This window comes from Oleiharenicola lentus (genome assembly GCF_004118375.1).
In the GTDB taxonomy this organism is placed as follows: domain Bacteria; phylum Verrucomicrobiota; class Verrucomicrobiia; order Opitutales; family Opitutaceae; genus Lacunisphaera; species Lacunisphaera lenta.
Genome location: NZ_SDHX01000001.1, coordinates 1,704,700 through 1,725,828, shown reverse-complemented (window position 1 = coordinate 1,725,828; position 21,129 = coordinate 1,704,700). Strand labels below are relative to the sequence as shown.

Below are 21,129 nucleotides of genomic sequence, written 5' to 3'. Positions count from 1 at the left end.
GACGGTGGCAGTTACGGGGAAACGCGGGCCTTCAAGCGCGATCAACTTTGTAAAAAAGCCAGAGCCCCATGCCTTGAAAGGCGATATTGGGCAGCCAAATCAGGAGGTCGGGCCGCCATGCCGGACTGTTGTCGAGCAGCCCGGCCATCACGGTGGCGAAGTAGTAGCCGAGCGCCAGCAACAGGCCGAGGCCGAGGTTGGCGGAGGTTTCCTTGCGCGACACCTTGATGCCAAGCGGGATAGCCACGAGGGCAAAGGACAGGACCGAAAAGGCGGTCGCAAACTTTTCGTGGATCGTGATCTGCACCCGCATGAGCTGTTTGTCCTGCTCGTCCTTGGCCAGATCCGGTGCAGGTGTCTGGAAACGGGCCCATTCCGCCATCAACTGGGGGAAGGTCAGATCCTTCAACTTGCGCTTCATGGAACGCTCCCCGGTAAGTTGGCTCAGGGGCAGGTCGAAGGTCGCGCGCTCCCAGGCCGCCGAGCCATGCACCATCCTGAAGTTCTCCGGATCCTTGTCATCGCGGGCCTCGGCCTGCGCCTGCTCGAGCGTCAGCACGAGCTTGTTGCCGGCCTCGTCGTAATCGAGGCGGCCCGTGTCGGCGCGCGCAAAGCGCCGCACCCGTTTCTGGTCATCCAGCTCCCACAGCCAGAAGTCCTTCAGCTCGTTGCCGTCCTTTTCGCCCACATAGAGCACCACGCCGGGAAAATCCCGGATGAAGGTCCGCTCCACGATAAAGCTCAGCGGATTCTGGCGCACGGCCTCGGCGAACTCGCGTTTGTAGGCCATCCGCGCGACCGGCATGAAATGAAAATTGATGAACAGCGCCGCCACCACGCCGAGCAGCGCGAGAAACAGGATCGGCGCCGACAGCCAGGCCACACTCAGACCCGAAGCGCGCATCGCCGTGATCTCCCGGTCCGACGACATGCGCCCGAGCACGAGCAGGATGCCCGTCAGCATCCCCATCGGCAGCGCGTAGTAGATCACGAACGGCACCAGCAGGCCCACCAGCCGCACAAAAGTGTCAACCTCCAGCTGCCCGGCCAGCATCGGCCCCAGCAGGTCCTTCATCGCGTTGCCGATCATCAGCACAAACCCGAACAGCGCCACCGAAGCCGCGCACGTGAGGAACACGCTCGCGAAGATATGCCGGTGGAGAAGATTCATCTGTTGGGTTGAAAGGCGATGGTTGAGAGTTGAGAGTCCGACCGCAACGCCGACTTTTCGGCCCATTCTTTTTCGCACCGCACCCGACCGCATGGCCTTCACGCCCGCCAAGCCCTCCATCCACGGCGAGACCCTCGACTCGCTCTCCGCACTCCTGAAGGAGCACGGCCACCCGGCGTTTCGCGCCCGCCAGCTCCTCGAGTGGCTCTACAAGAAGCGAGTGAACACATGGGATGAGATGACCAACCTCCCCCGCCCTTTCCGCACCTGGCTGGCCGACACCTTCGAGCTGCAGCCCACGTCGTTTGTGCTCACCAAGCAGTCCGAGGATGTCACCGACAAGCTCCTGCTCGAACTCGGCGATAAATCCCTGATCGAAACCGTCATCATCCGCGCGCCGCAGCTCGGCGTCGGTCAGGACAAATCGCGCAAAACCATCTGCATCTCCACGCAGGTCGGCTGCGCCATGGGCTGCAAGTTTTGCGCCTCGGGCCTCGAAGGCCTCAAGCGCAACCTCAGCGCCGGCGAGATCGTCCACCAGCTCATCCAGGTCTGCCGGCAGGAGGACAGCCGCACGCCGCGCGCCCGCGCCGAGCTGGTGTCCTTCGACAACCTCGTCGTCATGGGCATGGGCGAGCCGTTGCACAACTACGACGCCATCATGCGCGCGCTCACCATCCTCAACGCCGAGTGGGGCCTCGGCTTCGGCGCCCGCCGCATCACGCTCTCCACCTCCGGCCTCGTGCCGCGAATCCGCCAGCTCGCCGAGGAGCCGCTGGGCATCCGCCTCGCCATCTCGCTCCACGGTGCCACCGATCCGGTCCGCGAGCAGATCATGCCGGTGAACAAGAAGTGGCCGCTCGCCGAGTTGCTGCCGGCCGTGAAGGAATTTTCCGAGAAGCAAGGCCGCATGGTCACGCTCGAGTTCATCCTCATCGAGGAGATCAACGACTCGCTCGACCAGGCCGAAAAACTCCGCGACATCGCCCTCGACCTGCACGCCCACGTGAACCTCATCCCCTACAACACCGTCGAAGGTCTGCCCTGGAAGCGCCCCAGCCTCACCCGGCAGGAGCGCTTTGCCCGCGTGCTCGACGATGCCGGGGTCTCGGTGACTCTCCGCCGCGAGAAGGGTCATGCCATCGACGCGGCCTGCGGCCAGCTCCGGCTGAAGACTGAAAAAGCCCGGGAGGCGACGCTGGCATAAGCCACTTTGTCAAAGAGATAGGACTAATAGACCAATTGGGGGCTTTACATACATCAACAAATGCCGATATGTTGATTATTAATGCCTCCCGACTCTGCCATCTCCTCGCTGTTCTCGCTCAAGCCGCATCCGTTGCGTTCGCTGGAGTTTTTCCCGCCCAAGGATGACGCCGGGGTCGAAGCCCTCCGCCAGACCGCGCTGACGCTGAAGCGCATCGCACCGGACTTCGTGTCGGTCACCTACGGCGCGGGCGGCAGCACCCGGGAACGCACGGCGCAGGTCAGCCGACTGTTGCGCGAGGAAATTGGCTTCACCGTCATGCCCCACCTCACCTGCGTGGGCCATTCGCGCTTCGAACTGAATGACGTCGCCGACCAGCTCCATACCGCCGGCTACCGCAACATCATGACCCTCCGCGGCGATCCGCCGAAGGGCGACACGGCCTTCAAGCCCACGGCCGACGGCCTGCGCTACGCCAGCGAACTCGTCGCCCTGCTCAAGGCACGGCATCCGGACTTCTGCCTCGGCGTCGGCGGCTACCCGGAGAAGCACCCCGAGGCCCCGTCGCTGGACGTCGATCTCGACAACCTGAAGCGCAAGATCGACGCCGGCGCGGACTTCATCACCACGCAGCTCTTTTTCGACAACGCCGTCTATTACCGCTTCGTCGATCAGTGCCGCGCGCGCGGCATTCACGTGCCCATCGTGCCCGGCATCATGCCCGTGCTCTCGCTCAAGTAGATCAAGCGCTTCACCGAGATGTGTGGCGCCTCCCTGCCCGCCAAGCTCATCAAACGCCTCGAAGCCGCCGGTGACCATCCCGAGGTCGTCGAAGCCCTCGGCATCGAATGGGCCCTGGGCCAGATCCGCGAACTCCTCGCCCGCGGCGCCCCCGGCTACCACCTCTACATCCTCAACCGCGCCAAGAGCGGCCTCGCCCTCGCCGCCGGTTTGGCTGCCTGAGTAATCCGAGTTGAACGGAATCGCGTGCTGACATCCAAGCCGCACTGCCCTAGCCTGCCCTCATGCGAAGTCTTTGGGGCGTCCTGACCCGCTGCGTGCTGCTTGGGCTGCTGGCCGGAGGCTTCGCCGGATGCACCCGCTTCGAGGATCAAGTCACCCTCTCCCGGAGCCCCACCGGCGAATGGACCCTGAACTGGCACACGATCGCCCGACGCGGCATCAACCTGGTGGACAGCAGCGGGAACGTCGGCGGCGCCTCGGCGTCCTTCATCTGCCAGCCCGACCCCACCCGCCCGCTGACCTGGACCGTCGAAGGCCCCGCCCATTCCTGGCGAGGCCGCGGCGCCGCCGAGAAAAAGCTCGGCCAGGCGGCGGCCAAGGGCTGGCGCGGCACCGTCGTCATTGAACCGAACGGTTCAACCCACGCGCTCACCATCGATCTCCGCGACATCGCCACCGGTCGCCCCTTTGCGGGCAACCGCCGCTTCGAAAACGCCCGCGGCAACGACGAAGCGTGGTTTGCTGACTGAAACGTTCAGAAACATCGTCGGCTCAAGGAGTTTGCTTTTGACAATTTCTCTTCGAGGGCGCTTTGATTCGGAAACCCCGTCACCGCCACATGTTCAACCAACTTCTGGGACTTTTTTCCAACGACATCGGCATCGATCTGGGCACCGCCAACACCCTCGTCTATGTGAAGGACAAGGGCATCGTGCTCCGCGAACCGAGCGTGGTGGCGGTCTATACCAATTCGCGCCGCGTCCGCGCGGTCGGTGACGAGGCCAAGGTCATGCTCGGCCGCACCCCGGGCAGCATCACCGCCATCCGCCCGATGAAGGACGGCGTGATCGCCGACTTCGACATCACCGAGGCCATGCTGCGCTACTTCATCCGCAAGGCCAACGGCGGAAAAACCTTCCCCCAGCCCAGCGTCTGCATCGCCATCCCCTCCGGCATCACCGAGGTCGAGAAGCGCGCCGTGATGGAATCCGCCACCCATGCCGGCGCCCGCGAAGTGCACACCATTCCCGAGCCGTTCGCCGCCGCGCTCGGCGTCGGCCTCCCCGTGGATGAGCCCGCCGCCAACATGATCGTGGACATCGGCGGCGGCACCACCGAGATCGCCATCATTTCGCTCAACGGCATCGTGTTCTCCAAGTCCATCCGCGTCGCCGGCGATGAGATTGATCTCGCAATCATCAACTACATGAAGCGGGCCTACAACCTCCTCATCGGTGAGCGCACGGCGGAAGAGATCAAGATGACCATCGGCTCCGCCTACCCGCTCGACCAGGAGCTCTCGATGGAGGTCAAGGGTCGCGACTCCGTCGCCGGTCTGCCCAAGACCATCCACATCACCTCCCAGGAAATCCGCGAGGCCATGGCCGACACCATCGGCGCCATCGTCGAGGCCGTGCGCATCACGCTGGAGCGCTGCCCGCCCGAACTCTCCGCCGACCTTGTGGACCGCGGCTTCGTGATGGCCGGCGGCGGCTCCCTCATCCGCGGCGTGGACAAACTCCTCTCGGAGAAGACCGGCCTCGCGGTCACCGTCTCCGACGACCCGCTCTCCGCCGTCGCCAACGGCACCGGCGTCTTCATCAACAACATCGAGGACTACCGCCGGATCGCCGCGGACCTCTGAGCGGGACCCGGCTCCACCCGACGGCCAGTCCGCCGCCCGCGCCGTGTTCCCCAAACGCTTCGACCACGCCCGCCCGTTCGTCACGCTTGGCGTGATCCTGCTCGCGTGGATCTTCCTGCCGCTCGGCGCCAAGGTTTTCTCGCGCGCCACGTTCTTCGAGATCCAGGCGCCGCTGGTCGTGGCCGACTCCTTCGTGCGCGATCTGCAGGATTTCTGGTCCAACAAGACCCGTTCCAAGGAGGAACTGCTCAAGGCCGGACGCGAGGTCGCCGGCCTCGTCGCCCAATACGAATACGCCACCTCGCAGAATGCGCAGCTCCAGGCCGAGATCCTGCGCCTGGAGAACCTGCTCAACCTGCCGCCGATGCCGGCGTTCCGGCTCGAGCCCGCCCGCGTGGCCCGGCGCGACTTCTCCGCGTGGTGGCAGCGGCTGATCATCCGCAAGGGCGAAAACTACAACCTCACCGTGGGCGCGCCGGTCGTCTTCGCCGGCGGCGTCGTCGGCCGCATCACCGAGGTGCACCGCTACACCGCCGTGGTGGATCTCGTCACGAGCCCGACCCTCCGGCTCGCGGCCACGGTCGAGGGCGACACGCGGCCGGTGAGTTACCAGGGCGGACTCAACAGCTCTTTCAGCGCGCCGCGCGGCACCGTGGACTTCGTGCCGCTCGACATCGCGGCCACGGCCTCCGCCCCGAAGCGCCTGGTGACCTCCGGCATGGGTGTGTTTCCGCCCGGCCTCACCATCGGCGAGATCACCTCACTCGAACTCAGCCCCGACGGCCTGTTTCGCAACGGCGAGGTGCGGCTCGACCAACGCCTCGGCACGCTCACCGAGGTGACCGTGCTCATCCCCCTCAACCCCGACGAGTGATGCGCCCCGCCGCACCCGGCACTCCGCGTTCCGTGCTCCGTCCCTGACCATGCGCCGCTACGATCCCCGCTGGCTGATTGTCACGCTCGCCAACCTCCTGCTCTGGTGGCTCACGGGGCTGTTCAACCACCATGTGGCCGGTCTCGGCATGCACGTTTACCTCGGCGGTTTGCTCGTGGCCTACGGCGCGCTGCGGCTCGATGCCGGCAACGGTTTCACGGCCACGGTCCTGACGGCGCTGCTGGTGGACTCGCTCGAGCCCGTGCCCTTCGGGACCAGCCTCTTTCTTTTCTCCCTCGTGCACGGCGTCGTGCTTTACGGCCGGCACCGGTTTCCGCGCGAGGGCACGATCTTCGCCCTCGTGGTTGCCCTGCTGGCCAACCTGTTTCTGGTGATCGCGCTGTCGTTCCTGCTCGTGGGTGCCGGGCCGCGGCCCTCGGCCGCCTGGCTGCGCATTTTTGCCGACCTGCTGTTCTCCCAGCTGGCCGTGGTGATCGTGGGCCCCTGGTTCATCGCGCTGCAGGACCGCACCATGGAACTGGCCGAAATCCACCCCGAAACCGGCAGACCCGTGGCGCGGTAGGGACCGGAAGAATCAAGCGTCAGGTTTCCAAGTATCAGGAATCAACCCGCATGAACCCGGCCTCGCCCCATCTTGGCTCTTGTTACTTCACCCTTGTTACTTTGCCTTAGCCCCGCGTGAGCAAGCTCATCGAACGTCGCACCCACCGCAACCCGCGCCTGCTGGTTTTCTACGGCGGGATCATCCTCATGGCGGCCGTGCTCACCGGCGGACTCATCTACCGCCAGCTGCTGAACAGCGGCAAATACGCCGAGCGCGAGCGCATCCAGAGCCTCCGGCGCGTGGTGGCCCCGGGCCCGCGCGGGAACATCTACGACCGCGAGGGCCGCGTGCTCGTGGGCAACCGCCCGCGCTTCTCCGTCACCCTCGACCTGGCCGAGCTGCGCGCCGAACTCAGCGCCGAACTGCGCATCATCACCCGCAACTACGCCGCGCTGCCCGCCGAAGACCGGCTCAACTACGACCAGCGCCTGCGCCTCGCGCGGGTCAGTGTCGCCCAGCGTTACCTCGATCAGGTAAACCTCATCCTCAAGCGCGACGAAAAGGTCCGCTCCGCCAGCCTCAACAACCACTTCAACCACTCGCTCCTGCTGCCCTACGTGCTGCTCGACGAGCTCGCGCCCGAGGAATACGCCCGCCTCATCGAGCGCCTGCCCGTCAACTCCCCGCTGCAGGTCTATACCTCCAGCACCCGGCACTACCCGCACGGCTCCCTCGCCGCCCACGCGCTCGGCTACATCGGCGTCAACACCAACCCCGAGGTGGAGGATTTTCCCGGCGACGATCTCCGCCAGTTCAAGATGAAGGGCGCCTTCGGCCGCGACGGCCTGGAACTCGTGTTCGACGACCTGCTGCAGGGCGAAGCCGGCGGCGCCATCTACCTCGTGGACCCTGCCGGCTACAAGGTGCCCGGCGCGGAGGGCACCGTGGACAAGCGCATGCCCGTCCAAGGCCGCAACATCACCACCAGCATCGACCTCGACCTGCAGCTGGCGACCGAGGCCGCCATGAAGGACGGCGAGGGCCGCGACCGCATCGGCGCCGCCGTCGCCCTCGACATCCGCACCGGCGAGGTGCTCACGCTGGTTTCCAAGCCGGACTACGACCCGCTGCTGCGCGTGCCCAATCTTGAGCCCGAGGCCGATGTCGCCAAGTCCGGCGTCTGGCTCAACCGCGTCACGCAGGGCCAGTATCCGCCCGGCTCCACCTTCAAGATCATCACCGCCCTGGCCGCCCTGCGCGCCGGAGCGATCGAAGCCGCCACCACCAAGTTCACCTGCCCCGGCTTCTACCGCGTCGGCAACCGCAACTTCCCCTGCCACAACCGCAACGGCCATGGCGAACGCGATGTGCGCGGCGCGCTGCGCGACTCCTGCAACGTGTTTTTCTACAAATACGGCGTCGAGATCGGCCCCAACCTCATCTCCGCCGAGGCCCGGCGTTTCGGCTTCAACCACCCGACCGGCATCGAGCTGCCCCATGAGTTTCTCAATCCCCGCGTCGCCGACCCCGACTGGCGCAAGGCCAACTGGCAGCGCTTCCGCCTCGCCGACGGCATCTGGCGCGACGGCGACACCGCCAACATCGCCATCGGTCAGGGCGACACCCTGATCACGCCCCTCCAGGCCGCCTGCATGGTGGCGTCATTCGCCCGCGGCGAGACTGAGACGAAGCCCACCATCATCCACGATCCCAAGCGGCCGGTCCAGCGGACCACGTCCATCGGCCTGCCGCCCTCCGACTACAACGCCGTGCTCGAGGGCATGGAGCAGTGCTACCTTATTGGCAGTGGCAGGCTCTCGAAGGTGGAAGGCCTGCGCGGCGCAGCCAAGACCGGCACTGCACAGCTCGGTCGCAAGGAAATGGCCTGGGTCGTCGCCTTCGCCCCCGTGGACAACCCCCGCATCGCTGTCGTCGTGGTGCTGGAAGGTGAGGAGGACGCCAACTTTGGTGGCGGCAGCAATGCCGGCCCCGTCGTCGCCGCCATTCTCCGGGCGTGGAAGGAAAAACAGGACCGCTCCGCCGGCCAGCCGGTCAACCTGAGCATGCGGTGAGAAAAGGTGGGGCGCGGACTCCGTTCCGCGCCGTTGCGATGAGTCTTCCCAAGCGCAAATTTCTTCCTCACGCAGTTCCGGGCTGGGTGGAGGGCTGCCCGATCTTCTTCATTACAATCTGCGCGCTTCAGCGGGGTGAGAATCAATTCTGTCACCCTGTGGCCGCCAAAGCCATTTTCGAAGCCACCGCCTTTTATCACCAGCAAGCACGATGGCATGTGCATTTGATGCTGATCATGCCCGACCACGTTCATGCGCTGATTTCATTCCCGAAAGTCGAGTCCATCGAGCAAGTGGTCCGTTCTTGGAAGCACTACCTCGCGAAACAGCACAAGCTCAAGTGGCAGCGGGACTACTTCGACCATCGGTTGCGAAATCATGAAAGCCACCGCGAAAAGGCAGACTATATTCGGCTCAATCCCGTCCGGGCAGGTCTTGTTTCCGATCCTGCGCTATGGCCCTTGATTTGGGAGCCATGATGTCATCGCGGCGCGGAACGGAGTCCGCGCCGCGCCGTCCGCCGCACCGCCCGCGCCCGCTTGAACACCTCCCGCGGCTCCGGCCAGGTCTCGCGGCGGCCGTAACGCAGCCGCTGCAGTTCGCGCACCACTTCCCCGGTCTCCGGCCTCCGGTCTCCGGCCTCCGTTGGCTGGCGCAGCCGGCCCAACCAGCGTCCCGCAGTGCGCCGCACCGGATCGTAGCCGGCCCCATCGCCGCGGTGCCGCCAGCGGCGCCAGGCCCAGAGCGAAAAGCGCGCCGCGAACCAGCTGAGCGCCGCAACCGCCAGCAGCAGCAGGCCGAGTCGCGCCAGCCGGCCCAAATCCCACGGCCGCGCCAGCCAGGCCTTCACGGTGCGCGCCAGCTCATCGACCCACGCGCGCAGCGCCACGCCCGATCCGGTCGTGAGGTTCTTCACCTGCTCGATCATCTGCACCTGCTGGCGCGAGTCGAAGTTGACGATCCGCCGATACCAGAGCACGCGCAGGCTGTCCATGCGGGCCGACCAGCTGCCGTCGAGCGCCTCCTGCGCCCCGACCTGCGCCTGCAACGCCGCCGCGGCCCCGCCCCCGGGTGTGGCGTCCACCCGCAGCCAGAAATTGTGTCCGTCGTGAATCTCCGCCCAGGCATGGGCGTTGGAGTTCTTCACCATGTAATAGTTCTCAAACGCGTTGAGCGCTCCGCCTTGGAAACCGGCCACCACGCGCGCGGGATGCCCGGCCGCGCGGGCCAGCACGGTGATGCCCGCGGCGAAATACTCGCAGAACCCGGGCTCGTTGGAATCCATCCAGCGCACAATGTCGTCGCCGGACCCGGGCGGGATGCGCACCGACAACGAATAGGCGTGCCGCGCCCGCAGCCAGGCGGTCGCCCGCCGGGCGAACTCCGCGGCCGGGAGTTCGGCCCCGCCGGTGATTTCTCCCACAATCCGCCGCAGCACGGCCTCGTTCTGCGCGCCTTCCGGACCGCGGAGCAGCAAATGCGGGTCGGCTCTCGTCCGCCCCGCCTGGCCCTCGGTCCGTTCCGTATGCCGGAGCAGGGTCGGCAGCTGCGCGTCGTTCACCTGGTCGCCCAGTTCCACCCGCTCGAGCTGGAACGCCGTCATCTTCATCGGCTCCGTGCGGAGGGCGACGATGCGATGCGCCGCGTTTTGCTGCAGCGGCGTGAAGTCGCGCAGGCGCAGGAACCCGAAGCTGCCGGGCAGCGGCAGGTAGCGGCTGACTCCGGGCTCCAGGTAAACCGTCCAGATCCCGCCCACCTCGTTCACGCGCCGGCCGAACCCGCGGCCCGTCAGGTTTTGCACCATGCGCTCGCTGTTCAGCAGCTCGTTCTTGAGCCCGGGCGAAACCTTGAAGCCCTCGGGCGTGTATTCATCCAGCACCACCAGCCGCCAGTAGGGCTCCTCGCGGATGCTGCTCGCGTCCGTCAGGTCCACGCGCATCGCGATGCTGTCGTCCTTCACCAGCTCGGTCACGTCACCGAACCGCACCGTGTCGGTGAAACCCGAGCGGGTCTTGCGCGTGATGTAGCGGTCGAGGAAAAATCCGCTCGCCAGCTCGAAGCGCGGGATAACGAGGAAGATCAGCCCCGACATCGCCACCACCGCGATGAACAGCGCCGAGGCAAAGGCCAGCATCCGCCAGTCCGCCACCTCCCGCAACCGGCCGAAAAAGCGCCGCGTCCCGAGGCGCGTCCACGCCGTTTCCGCCTCCGCCGTGCGCACCGCGCCGGTGCCGGAGGCGTCCACCAGGTTGATCACAAAAAGGAAGCCGAGCGCGCAGGCGGTGAACACCAGCAGCAGGAACGCGAATTCCACGGCCACCGTGAGCACGCCCGCGACGATGATGAGAAACAGGCCCAGCACGAGGAGCTGGAGGTCCTCGCGCTTGCGCCGGTGCGCCACCGCCCGGTAGAGCACCAGCAGGATGCCCAGCCGGATGAGCGCCGGCAGCGTGTCGGGGCTGAAATACAGGTCCACCACGAAGCTGACGATGATCGCCGGCACCGCCAGCCGCCACGCCAGCGCCGGGATCCTCGCCGGCCAACCGGGACGGACCAGCACCGCCGCGATCGCCGCACTCACGACCGCGACGAGCCCCAGCGCCTCGATGTCGAGGAAGAACACCGTCCACACCGACACCAGGGCCGTGACTCCGCCGAGGAGCCACTTCAGGCGCAGGAGTTCGTCCAGGTTAAGCTGACGCGGTTTTGCGGCCATTGATGAAGGCAGCCACCCCGCGCGCGCCATCGGGCGCGAAGGTGATGAGGTTGTGGGTGTTGTTTGGCGGCGGGTTGCCCCCACCCCGCAACGTGTCCTTTCCACGGAGGGCGGGCCCACCGCCTCCCCGGGCGCCGAACTCCAGCCGGGCCAGATCGTCGAGCCAGGCCTCGACGTCGCGCAGCCGGCGCGTCTCGTGCCAGGGCGCGCCGGCGAGACCCACGGCTTTCAGCCGGCCGGCGGCGAACAAATCCTCCGCCAGGGTGCCGGCCAGGCTGCACAGCAGTTCGAACTGCTCCGGCCGTGGCCAGAGGTCGGCCGAGGCATCCACGCTCAGCACAAAGCCGTCGTGGCTCTCCGCGGCAAACTGCCGCACCATCATCTGCCCGAGCCGCGCGCTCGCCTTCCAGTGGATGAGCCGGTGTGAGTCGCCCAGCTGGTATTTGCGCAACGCCAGCAGGTCGTCGCCCGGGCCCGCGCGGGCGGTGCGCTGCCCCTGGGTGCCGGTCTGCGCGGCCGTGCTGCCGCTCCACTCGTATTCCACCTGCGCCGGCCAGACCAGCACCGGCTGGGCCGCCTCGGTGCCGAGGTTTTTGCGCAGAAATCCAAAGGGGAAAAGCGATCCGACCGAGGCCAGTTCCACCACCGCCTCGCCGCGCCGGGCGGGCTTGACCACCCACTCCAGCACCGCCTCCCCGCCCGCCTCGATGCGCTCGCGCAGGTGGACGCGCCCGCGCGTGATGTGCTTTTCCGCCGCCGCCAGGATCTCGCTCATCTTCAGTTCCCGCCCGGCCGGCTCCGGTTCGGGGATGCGGCGGGGTTGCGTGGCGAGTTCGAACCAGAGGCTGTAGGTGGGCAGCCAGCGCTTGGTGTTGCGCACCTCAACCGTCACGATCGTCTCGTGCCCGGCCCGCCAGGGTCCCTGCGGACGCAGCCGCCAGCTCAGGTCCATGAAGTTGAACCACGAGAGCAGGCCGCTCAACAGGAGGCAGGCGAGCAGCAGTGAGAGCGTGATGAAGAGAATGTTGCTGGCGGTGTTGTAGGCCGCGGTGCCGATGCCCATGGCCAGGGCCATCAGGAAAAGCCCGGGCACCGTCAGCGCGATGCGATGCCGCTTCTTCGGGAACACGAGGGTCCACAACACCCGGTGCCACGTCAGCGCCCGGCGCGGGCCACCCGTCGCGCCGGGGCCGTGCCAGTCAGCGCTCGTCGGCGGGTTGATACTCGCAGTCGAGTTCATCATGTCATCAGCGTGTCATTCTGAGCAGAGCGAAGAATCCAGGCTTCTTTCCGTTTCGCTGATTTCCGGGATCCTTCACTTCGTTCAGGATGACGGTGGTGAGGGTTTGCCAGGGATTCTTTGGCGTTTGGCCCTTTCCCCGTCACTCGGGAACCGGGATGGAGGAAATGATGCGTCGCAACGAGGCCAGCACCGTGCGCCGCTCCTCCATCGCATCCGAAGTCTGCCGCGCCAGCGAAAGGCGGTGCGCCAGCACGGGGCCGGCCGACTCCTGGATGTCCTCGGGGATCACGAAGTCGCGGCCCAGCAGCAGCGCCCGGGCCTGCGCCGCGATGCGCAACGCCAGACCGCCGCGCACGCTCACGCCGGCCTTGAACTCCGCCTCCGTGCGCGTCGCGGTGATGATTTTGAGGATGTAGTCGAGCACGCTGTCCTCGACGAAGACCTTGCCGGCCAGCGCCTGCATCTTGAGCACGTCGGAGCGGGTGACGACCGGGTTGAGCGCGATGGCGTCGTAGCCGAGCTTGGGCGTGCGCAGGATCTGCAGCTCATCGCCGGGCTGCGGGTAACCCATCTGCAGGCGCATGAGAAAGCGGTCCATCTGGCTCTCCGGCAGCGGGAACGTGCCCTCGTAGTCCACCGGGTTCTGCGTGGCCACCACCATGAAGGGGCTGCCCACCGCGTGCGCCTCGCCGTCCACCGTGACCTTGCTGCGGTCCATCACCTCGAGCAGCGCCGACTGGGTCTTGGGCGTGGCGCGGTTGATCTCGTCGGCCAGCACGACATTGGCGAAGACCGGGCCCTGCTTGAACACGAACTCCTTCATGTTCTCGTCGTAGATGGAGACGCCGGTCACGTCCGTCGGCAGCAGGTCGCTGGTGAACTGGATGCGCGAGAACGCGCAGTCCATGGAGCGCGCGAGCGAGTAGGCGAGCGTGGTCTTGCCCACGCCCGGCAGGTCCTCGATCAGCAGGTGCCCGCCGGCCAGCAGGCAGACCAGGGCCTGGTCGATGACCTCGTCCTTGCCCTTGATGGTGTGGCGCATGTTGGCCTTGAGGCGGGCCAGGGCGTCGCGAACGGCCGCGACTTCGGCGGCGGGAGCAAAATCACTCATGCGGGCACGCTACTTGCGGACCCGTCCCGCGCAAACGGAATTGCGGCAGCGCCTTGACCGTCCCCTGTAGCGGCGGTCTGTGACCGCCGTGTCCCGGGCGACGGCGAGCATAGACCGCCGCTACAACAACACGCCCACTCCGCGCTTCCCCTTGGCCGCAAAGCCGGCCAGCTTCGCGCGCGTGACCGGATTTGAAAACGCCCTGCTGCTGCTTCTCCTGCTCGCCGCATTGAGCGTCCTCGGCCGCCACCTGCCCTGGCCGCTGCCGATCACCTACGTGGTGGGGGCCGGTCTCGTTGACTTCTGGACGCCCTTTCCGCGGATCGAACTCGATCCCGGCTTCTTCTTCCTCTGCTTCGTGCCGCCGTTGCTTTTTTCCGACGGGTGGCTGATGCCGCTGCGGGATTTCTGGGCGGCCAAGCGGCCCATCTTCACCCTGGCCACGGGATTGGTCGTATTCACCACGCTGGCGGTCGGATGGGTCGCACACTGGCTCGTGCCCGGTCTGCCCCTCGCCATGGCCTTCGCGCTCGGCGCCGTGGTCTCGCCCACCGATGCCGTCGCCGTCGGCGCGATCACGCAACGGCTGAAAGTTCCACCCCGGCTCACCGCCGTCCTCAACGGCGAAAGCCTGATGAACGACGCGACGGGCCTCGTAGCCTTCAAGTTCGCGCTCGGGGCCGTGGCCGTGGGTTCCTTTTCCCTGCGCACCGCAACGATGGACTTTCTCGTGCTGGCCGTCGGCGGCCTGGCCCTCGGCCTCGCGGTCAGCTGGCTGGTCGGCAAACTCCGCGACCTGCTGCTGCGCATCCACGGCGCCGATGCCCTGCTCGAGACCACCATCTCGCTGCTCACGCCCTACGCCGCCTACCTCGCGGCGACAGCCCTGGACCTCTCCAGCATCCTCGCGGTCGTGGCCGCCGGCCTCTACGCCGGCTGGCGCGATCCCCTGCGCATGGACCCGCTCACCCGCCAGACGACGTGGAACGTCTGGAGCACCGTCCTGTTCTGGCTCAACGGCCTGGCCTTTGTGCTGCTCGGTCTGCAGCTGCCGTCGATCCTGCAGTCCATCAGCGCCACCTACTCGCCGGGCCAGCTCGCGTTGTTCACCGCGGCCATCTCCGGCACCGCCATCCTCACCCGCCTCGTCTGGATGTGCCCGGGCGGCTACGCGCCGTTCCTGATTTTCCGCCGGGCCCTGCGGAACGAACCACGCCCGCCTCTGACTTGGCTCGTCGTGGCCGGCTGGGCCGGCATGCGCGGCACCATCACCCTCGCCGCCGCCCTCTCGATTCCCGAGGTCTTGGCCGACGGCTCGCCGTTTCCCGGGCGCGACCTCGTGATCTTCCTTTCGGCCGGTGTGATCGTCGTCACCCTGCTGCTCCAAGGCACGACGCTGGAAGCGCTCATCTGCCGTTTGCGGGTGCGGCCCGACGACACGCAGGTGAACGAGGACCGGAGCGCGCGTATCACCGCGGTGGAAGCCGGCCTGAAACAGTTGCGCGCCGCCGCGCATGCCGCGCACCAGCCCGAGGAGATGGCCAGCCTCCGCGAGATCATCAGCGAATACGAGCACCGGATGGCGGAGCTGACCACCTTTGGCGAGACCCAGGCCAGCGCCCAACGCCGCCGGACATCCGCCCGCCACCATCGTCTGTCCGCCCTCCGGGCTGAGCGCACGGCCCTCGACGACCTGTGGAGGCGCAACGTCATCACCGACGAGACGCACCGGCCGCTGCAGCACCTGCTGGACCACGAGGAATCCTTGCTGAGCGCGCAGGACAGCAAGCCTGCGGAGTAGCGGGGTCAGTCGCCTGGCTTCTGCGGTTTGGCGGTCATCTCCGGATGCACGCGCAGGGCGTCGCCCACGCGGCCTTCGACCGGCAGCTTCGCGAGGCGGGGCAAGGCGCGGCGCACGATGGCCAGCGCGGCGGGATTGAGCTTCTGATAGACGCCCGTGAGCGAATCCCAGCCCCACGGCGCGATGCCTTCCGCCGGGTTGGAGACGATGACGAGACAGGCGTAATTGATGCCCGCCTGCCGGGCGTAGGAAATCTCGGTGCCGACGTTCATCGTGACCACATCGCCGCCGATCTGCTTGAAATAGGCGATCTCCGCCGCGGTCTCAAAGCGGCCGCCCGCCGCCTGCACGACGACGGCCTTTTCGTGAATGTTGATGTCGTCAAAGCTCCGGTCGGGCCGCAGCACCGCCCGCGACTCCTCAACGAGGATCCGGTGGATGAGCGGATCCACCGCCGGCGTCAGGCGCGCCAGCACGAAACCCTCATCCTTGAGCGTGCCGGGCGGAATCATCTTCGGCCGGTCCGTGTTGAAATCGATCAGGTCGTGCGGAACGACAAAGTCGCGCGTCTTCATCGCGAGATTGATGCCGCCGGCCGTGGCTCCGCCAATCGCCTCCTTGACGCCCAGGTCATAGAGCGCCGCCCACGTTTCGAGCCACTTGCCGCCGCCGTGGCCGTCCACGTAGTAGAAGGGCACGCCGTCCACCTCGCCGTAATGGATCACGGGGGAGCGCCCGACCTTGGTCTCGACGGTGAACTGAGACTTGAGCCAGCCCGAGTCCATCAGGATGTCATTGAGGTAGGTGCCGCCGACGACGGCGATCCGGGCTTTCGGCAGATCGGCCGCACCGGCCAGCAACGCGCTGCCGAGCAGCAAGGCAAACGGGAGAAGTTTCATGCCGGTACCCGAGCACGAACGGTGCCATGCGCGGGGCGCCGGAATTTACAGCACCGGCGTCAGCGGCGTGCCGATGGCCTTGTAGAGGCGGGTGAGGATTTCCTTGTTCGACAGCGCGCCGTCGGCGCCGGGGAACGAGCCGACGTCGCGGTGGTGCTCGTAGAAGCGCGGATGGCCGGGCGGCACTTCCTCCATCCCGGGCTTCAGCTCGAAGCTGGACGTGTTCTGGATCGGCCACAGGTCCACCGGGCTGAGCGACATCACGCCGTCGATGAGTCCGTTGACCGTCTCCAGGCCGAGCGGCAGGCGACGCCGCGCGATGACCCAGCTGTTTTCCGGCCGCAGATCGCGGTCGATCTCGGCGCGCAGGGCCTGGGCGAAGGCGGCATCCTCCACAAGCAAACCCGCCTCGCAGTTCAGGTTCTCCGAGCGGGGATCGAGGTTGTAGGAGCCGACGAAGGCCACGCGATCGTCCACGACGAGCGACTTGGCATGGAGCGAGAGAAACGGCGCAGGGGCCGCGGGACCGCCCAGCTGCCGCGCCCGGGCGGCCATGCGGTCGTAACCGGGAAACAGCCGCGCCCGCGCCGCCGGCTGCGGCTTGAACTCGTGCACTTCGAGGCCAAGCTTCTCAATGTAGTCGCCGCGCAGACGGTAATTGGCCGAGTAGGCCGGCAGGTTGTCGGTGGAGGCAAAGCTGTTGGTCGAAAGCCGGATCACCAGGCCCGGGTTTTTCTCGTGCAATTCCTCGATGAGGCTCTGCGCCGGACCGCTCAGCACGAGATAGGGCGTCTGGATGGTGATGCGCTGGCGCGCCTGCTCCAGTATGCCGCGGAGTTCGCGCGTGATGCGGGCGTTGGTCGAGAAGAAGCCTTTCCCCTTGCCCGGCAGGTCGGCGATGAAGACCGCCCGCTCGACGGGTCGCAGGCTCGCGCCGAACCGCGCGGTGATCAGCGCGGGGTCGTTGGCCTCGCGGTCGAGTTCGTCGAACAGCCCGCCGAAATCCCAGTCCTCGCGCCGCGGGTACCGCCGGTAGTCGCCGCGCGCGATCACTTCCGCCACGTCGCGCAGCTCGCCGCTCGGCACGACATGCCGGTAGCCCCAGTAATCGTCGAACGATTCCGCCGCCGCCCGCGCCACGGGACCGATGGCCAGCACGTCGCGGTCGCGGTAGTTGAGACCGGTGGCGTGGTCGAAATAGCTGTTCTCGATGTTGCGCCCGCCCGTCACGAGCACCGTCTCGTCAAAGAGCATGATTTTGTTGTGCATGCGCTGGTTCACGGCGTGGAACGACTTCAGCCCGGCGAGCAGCAGCTGCAGTCGCGTGGGTTTGATGCGCGAGGCGGCCGGCCGGTAGTGCCGCACCGCGAAGTTGGGGTGGGCCGTCGCCAGGAAAGCCACCGTGTCCGGGTCCTGGTCGGAGAACAGGTGGTCGGCGATGAGACGCACCTTCACGCCGCGCTTCGCCGCCTCGATGAGCTCGTAGGTGATGAGCCGGCCGCACTCGTCGTCGCTCCAGATGAAGGTCTGCACCGCGATGGACTTCTGCGCATGGCGGATGAGATGCACGCGCAGGAGCAGCGCATCGTAGCCGCCCTCCACCAGGGCCACGCGGTTGTGGTGGGTGGTGCCACGCTTCGCCGCCTCGGCCAAGGCGGCAGTGACCACCGGCCCGAGCGGCGATTCTCCCAAGGGAACTTGCAGGTCGGCGGCCGCGAGACGCTGCCCGGTAAACAGCGCAAGCACCGCAGCTGTCATTCTGAGCGCAGCGAAGAATCCAGATTTACGCACGCGGGCGGGCATCACGCTGGATTCTTCGCTGCGCTCAGAATGACAGGCAAGTGGTATCGCTGGCATGGCAGAGAATGCCGCCTCCCCCGGGCTTGTGTGGCCCGCACTTTCCGCCAAGCTCCGCGTCATGCCCGACGCCCAGACCCACGCCGAAAACGTTCGCCTCTCCGCCGCCAAGATCACCGCCGCGCTGGGCGGGTTGCGCCCGAAGCTCGCCCTCATCCTCGGTTCCGGCCTCGGCGGGCTGGCGCGGCTGGTCGAGCGCCCGGTGATCCTCCCCTACCGCGACCTGCCCGGCTTCCCCGAGCTCACGGTCGCCGGCCATGTTGGCCAGCTCATCCTCGGCACCCTCAGCGGCGTGCCCGTCATCGTGCTCAGCGGCCGCAAGCATTTCTACGAAACCCACGACGCCTACCCGCTGAAGACCATGATCCGCGCGGTGCGCGCCGTCGGCGTCGAGACGCTCTTTCTCTCCAACGCTGCCGGCAGCCTGCGCGCCCACATCGGCGTCAGCGAGCTGATGCTCATCACCGACCACATCAATTTCCTCGGCCTCAACCCGCTCGTCGGACCCAACGACGACGCCTTCGGCCCGCGCTTCTTCTCGGTGACCGACGCCTGGGACCCGGGCCATCGCGCGAAGCTCAAGCACGTCGCCAAGGACAACGCCATCACCCTGCACGAGGGCGTCTATGTCGCCTTCCGCGGTCCGTCCTTCGAAACGCCCGCGGAGATTCGCATGGCGCAGGGTTGGGGCGGCGACGCCGTGGGCATGTCGAGCGTGCCCGAGTGCCTGCTCGCCCGGCACTGCGGCATGAAAGTTGCCGGCGTTTCCTGCATCACCAACATGGGCGCCGGCCTCTCCGCCGAAAGCCTCACCCACGCCCACACCCTCGAAAACGCCGGCAAAGGCGCCGCCGCGTTCGAGAAACTGGTGCTGGCCGCGGTGAAGGTGCTGTAGGTGGAGCGCGTTGCTCCTCAACGCGCTTGCCTTGTGCCGGGAAAAACGCGTCGGGATCAACGCGTTCCACCGGCGCCTAGCCCGCCACCTTCTCGATCGCTTTCGCCAGCTCCACGTCCTTGCCCGTGACCTTGCCGCCGGCCGAATGCGTTTTCAGGCGGATCGCCACGCGGTTATAGACGTTGGTCCACTCCGGATGATGGTCGGCCGCCTCGGCCTCGAAACCGACCCGAACCATGAAGGCCATCGCCGCGCGGAAGGAACCAAACTTAAAGTCCTTCGCCAGTGCATCGTTTTCAAACCGCCAGCCGGGCAGCGCGGTCAGCGCGAATGAGATCTCTTCGGGGCTGAGCGGCTTGGCCATGAGCGGATAGAGCGCCCTCAATCGCACCTTGTCAAACTTGCCTCCGGCTTCCTAAATCGCGGCCTCTCATGTCGTCACCCTCGCCCGGCCAGATTCCGCAGCACGTCGCCATCATCATGGATGGCAACGGCCGGTGGGCGAAGCAGCGTGGGTTGCCCCGGTTGGAAGGTCACCGCCGGGGGGTCGAGACCGTCCGCACCGTGGTGGACGCCGCCCGCGAAATCGGCATCCGCTACATCACCCTTTACGCCTTTTCCGTCGAAAACTGGAAACGCCCGCCGGAGGAGGTCTCCGGTCTCATGGGCCTGCTCGACTACTTCCTGAAGCGCGAGCTTAACAACCTCATCAAGAACCGCGTGCGCCTGCTCACCATCGGCCGCACGCATGAACTGCCCGAAAACGTCCAGCGTGAACTCAACCGCGTGAAGGAGGCCACCAAGGACTTCACCGAGTGGACCCTCGTGCTGGCGCTCAACTACGGTTCCCGCACCGAGGTCGCCGACGCCGCGCGCGACTACGCCGCCGCCGTGCAAGCCGGACGCGAAAAGTCCGGTGAATCCTCGTGGGAGTCGTTCAGCCGCTACCTCTACACCGGCGTCGCGGACATTCCCGAACCCGACCTGCTCATCCGCACCTCGGGCGAGCAGCGCATCAGCAATTTTCTCATGCTGCAGCTGGCCTACGCGGAGATGATCTTCACGCCCATCGCCTGGCCGGACTTCGGCAAGGCCGACCTTGAGGCCGCGGTGGTCGAGTTCAACCGCCGCGAGCGCCGCTACGGCCTCACCACCGAACAGCTTCGCACCGGTCCCCAGTAATTTACCCCCTTCCCGTGGCCAAACGCATCTTCAGCACCCTCGTCCTCTGGACCATCCTGATCGGCAGCCTGTGGTTCTTCGGCGCCCACGCGGGCGTCGCGCTCGTCACCGTGCTCTCCGCGCTCACGCTGCACGAGTTCTACACGATGACGACCAAGCTCGGCAGCCGGCCGTTCCGCGTCATGGGCCAGGTGTTCAACCTGCTGATCGTCCCCGCGCCCTACGTGCTGGCCTACTTCAGCGAGGAGCCGGACGTGATCGCCAGCCTGCCCGCGGGCTTTCTCGTGCTGGCGTTGGTCGTCTGCTGCGTGCGCGTGCTCGGCGAGCGCGACGCCACCAGCCGCATCGAGGCCATCGCCGCCACCATGATGGGCCTGTTGTTTGTGTCGTTCATGCTGCACTACCTCGTGGCGATCCTCATGCGCTCCGGCTACGAGGGCGACAACCTCATCCTCTGCGTGTGGACGGTGGCGGTTTCCAAGTTCTGCGACGTCGGCGCGCTGCTCACCGGCCTCGCCGTCGGCAAACACAAGATGGCGCCCCACATCAGCCCCAAAAAAACCTGGGAAGGCGCCGTCGGTGGCGTGCTCATCTCCGCGGGCATCGGCGCGGGCATCGCGTGGTTTGCCTCGGAACACCTCTCGCCCACCCTCACCCCGCTCGTCGCCGCGCTGATGGCGCTGCCGATCGCCCTGATCACGATTGTCTCCGATCTCATCGAGTCCGCCCTGAAACGCCGCGCCGACATCAAGGACACCGGCGTGCTCATCCCCGGCATCGGCGGCGCCTTCGACCTGACCGACAGCCTCATCCTGACGGCGCCGGTGGCGTATTTCATGTTCCTGTTTCTGGAGTGAACCGGACTGGCGCCACGGACTACACGGATGCACACGGATAAAGACGCTCAGTCCTCCCTGCCTGTCATCCT

General features: G+C 66.7%; 18 protein-coding genes and 1 pseudogene. 12 read left to right on the top strand and 7 right to left on the bottom strand.

The window, feature by feature from the left end:
* Positions 1-31: 31 nt before the first annotated feature.
* A complete protein-coding gene (locus tag ESB00_RS07175) occupies positions 32-1,264 on the bottom strand; it encodes an LptF/LptG family permease (RefSeq protein WP_246026489.1) in 1,233 nt (410 codons plus the stop codon).
* Between ESB00_RS07175 and rlmN the strand changes: the two genes are divergently transcribed.
* The 8 genes and pseudogenes from rlmN (at position 1,263) to ESB00_RS07135 (ending at position 8,976) form a co-directional block, all read left to right on the top strand.
* Positions 1,263-2,378 carry a dual-specificity RNA methyltransferase RlmN gene (gene rlmN / locus ESB00_RS07170; protein ID WP_129047026.1) on the top strand — a complete coding sequence of 372 codons (1,116 nt, stop codon included), beginning with the start codon at positions 1,263-1,265 and terminating at the stop codon, positions 2,376-2,378. The genes ESB00_RS07175 and rlmN overlap by 2 nt on opposite strands.
* Before the next feature lie 81 nt (positions 2,379-2,459).
* Positions 2,460-3,341, top strand: a pseudogene (gene metF / locus ESB00_RS07165) (methylenetetrahydrofolate reductase [NAD(P)H]).
* Positions 3,342-3,403: 62 nt separating this feature from the next.
* Complete coding sequence (locus ESB00_RS07160) at positions 3,404-3,871, top strand: hypothetical protein (protein WP_129047025.1); 468 nt, start codon at positions 3,404-3,406, stop codon at positions 3,869-3,871.
* Between the two features lie 89 nt (positions 3,872-3,960).
* Positions 3,961-4,986 carry a rod shape-determining protein gene (locus tag ESB00_RS07155; protein ID WP_129047024.1) on the top strand — a complete coding sequence of 342 codons (1,026 nt, stop codon included), beginning with the start codon at positions 3,961-3,963 and terminating at the stop codon, positions 4,984-4,986.
* Between the two features lie 43 nt (positions 4,987-5,029).
* Entirely contained in the window at positions 5,030-5,860 is an 831-nt protein-coding gene (mreC, locus tag ESB00_RS07150; protein ID WP_129047023.1) for a rod shape-determining protein MreC, read from the top strand.
* Positions 5,861-5,909: 49 nt separating this feature from the next.
* On the top strand, positions 5,910-6,443 hold the full coding sequence (locus tag ESB00_RS07145; RefSeq protein ID WP_129047022.1) for a hypothetical protein: 534 nt from the start codon (positions 5,910-5,912) through the stop codon (positions 6,441-6,443).
* 116 nt (positions 6,444-6,559) lie between these two features.
* Entirely contained in the window at positions 6,560-8,497 is a 1,938-nt protein-coding gene (locus ESB00_RS07140; RefSeq protein ID WP_246026423.1) for a peptidoglycan D,D-transpeptidase FtsI family protein, read from the top strand.
* A 38-nt stretch (positions 8,498-8,535) separates the two neighbouring features.
* Positions 8,536-8,976 (top strand): REP-associated tyrosine transposase, encoded by a 441-nt coding sequence (locus tag ESB00_RS07135; protein WP_129047021.1) that lies wholly within the window; start codon positions 8,536-8,538, stop codon positions 8,974-8,976.
* A gap of 2 nt (positions 8,977-8,978) precedes the next feature.
* On the opposite strand, the gene ESB00_RS07130 is transcribed toward ESB00_RS07135, so the two are convergent.
* The 3 genes from ESB00_RS07130 to ESB00_RS07120 all read right to left on the bottom strand — a co-directional run bounded on the left by ESB00_RS07130 (position 8,979) and on the right by ESB00_RS07120 (position 13,567).
* Positions 8,979-11,213, bottom strand: a complete 2,235-nt coding sequence (locus ESB00_RS07130) for a transglutaminase TgpA family protein (protein WP_164976084.1) — start codon at positions 11,211-11,213, stop codon at positions 8,979-8,981.
* Positions 11,188-12,456 (bottom strand): DUF58 domain-containing protein, encoded by a 1,269-nt coding sequence (locus tag ESB00_RS07125; protein ID WP_129047019.1) that lies wholly within the window; start codon positions 12,454-12,456, stop codon positions 11,188-11,190. Before ESB00_RS07125 ends, ESB00_RS07130 begins: the two co-directional genes overlap by 26 nt.
* A 139-nt stretch (positions 12,457-12,595) precedes the next feature.
* Complete coding sequence (locus ESB00_RS07120; RefSeq protein WP_129047018.1) at positions 12,596-13,567, bottom strand: AAA family ATPase; 972 nt, start codon at positions 13,565-13,567, stop codon at positions 12,596-12,598.
* 79 nt (positions 13,568-13,646) lie between these two features.
* Between ESB00_RS07120 and ESB00_RS07115 the strand changes: the two genes are divergently transcribed.
* A complete protein-coding gene (locus ESB00_RS07115) occupies positions 13,647-15,368 on the top strand; it encodes a Na+/H+ antiporter (RefSeq protein WP_129047017.1) in 1,722 nt (573 codons plus the stop codon).
* A 5-nt stretch (positions 15,369-15,373) separates the two neighbouring features.
* Here the strand turns inward: ESB00_RS07115 and ESB00_RS07110 are convergent, their stop codons facing one another.
* Positions 15,374-16,267 carry a phosphorylase family protein gene (locus ESB00_RS07110; protein ID WP_129047016.1) on the bottom strand — a complete coding sequence of 298 codons (894 nt, stop codon included), beginning with the start codon at positions 16,265-16,267 and terminating at the stop codon, positions 15,374-15,376.
* A 45-nt stretch (positions 16,268-16,312) separates the two neighbouring features.
* The gene (locus ESB00_RS07105) at positions 16,313-18,025 is read right to left on the bottom strand and encodes a phospholipase D family protein (protein WP_164976083.1); all 1,713 of its coding nucleotides are present in this window, start codon (positions 18,023-18,025) and stop codon (positions 16,313-16,315) included.
* 160 nt (positions 18,026-18,185) lie between these two features.
* Between ESB00_RS07105 and ESB00_RS07100 the strand changes: the two genes are divergently transcribed.
* Positions 18,186-19,019, top strand: a complete 834-nt coding sequence (locus ESB00_RS07100) for a purine-nucleoside phosphorylase (RefSeq protein ID WP_129047014.1) — start codon at positions 18,186-18,188, stop codon at positions 19,017-19,019.
* Between the two features lie 76 nt (positions 19,020-19,095).
* Here ESB00_RS07100 and ESB00_RS07095 read toward each other — a convergent pair whose 3' ends face one another.
* Entirely contained in the window at positions 19,096-19,383 is a 288-nt protein-coding gene (locus ESB00_RS07095) for a 4a-hydroxytetrahydrobiopterin dehydratase (RefSeq protein WP_129047013.1), read from the bottom strand.
* A gap of 68 nt (positions 19,384-19,451) precedes the next feature.
* Here ESB00_RS07095 and uppS point away from each other — a divergent pair, with 68 nt between their 5' ends.
* Together uppS and ESB00_RS07085 are read left to right on the top strand one after the other, a co-directional pair.
* A complete protein-coding gene (gene uppS, locus ESB00_RS07090; protein ID WP_129047012.1) occupies positions 19,452-20,201 on the top strand; it encodes a polyprenyl diphosphate synthase in 750 nt (249 codons plus the stop codon).
* Between the two features lie 14 nt (positions 20,202-20,215).
* On the top strand, positions 20,216-21,058 hold the full coding sequence (locus ESB00_RS07085; protein WP_129047011.1) for a phosphatidate cytidylyltransferase: 843 nt from the start codon (positions 20,216-20,218) through the stop codon (positions 21,056-21,058).
* Positions 21,059-21,129 lie beyond the last annotated feature (71 nt).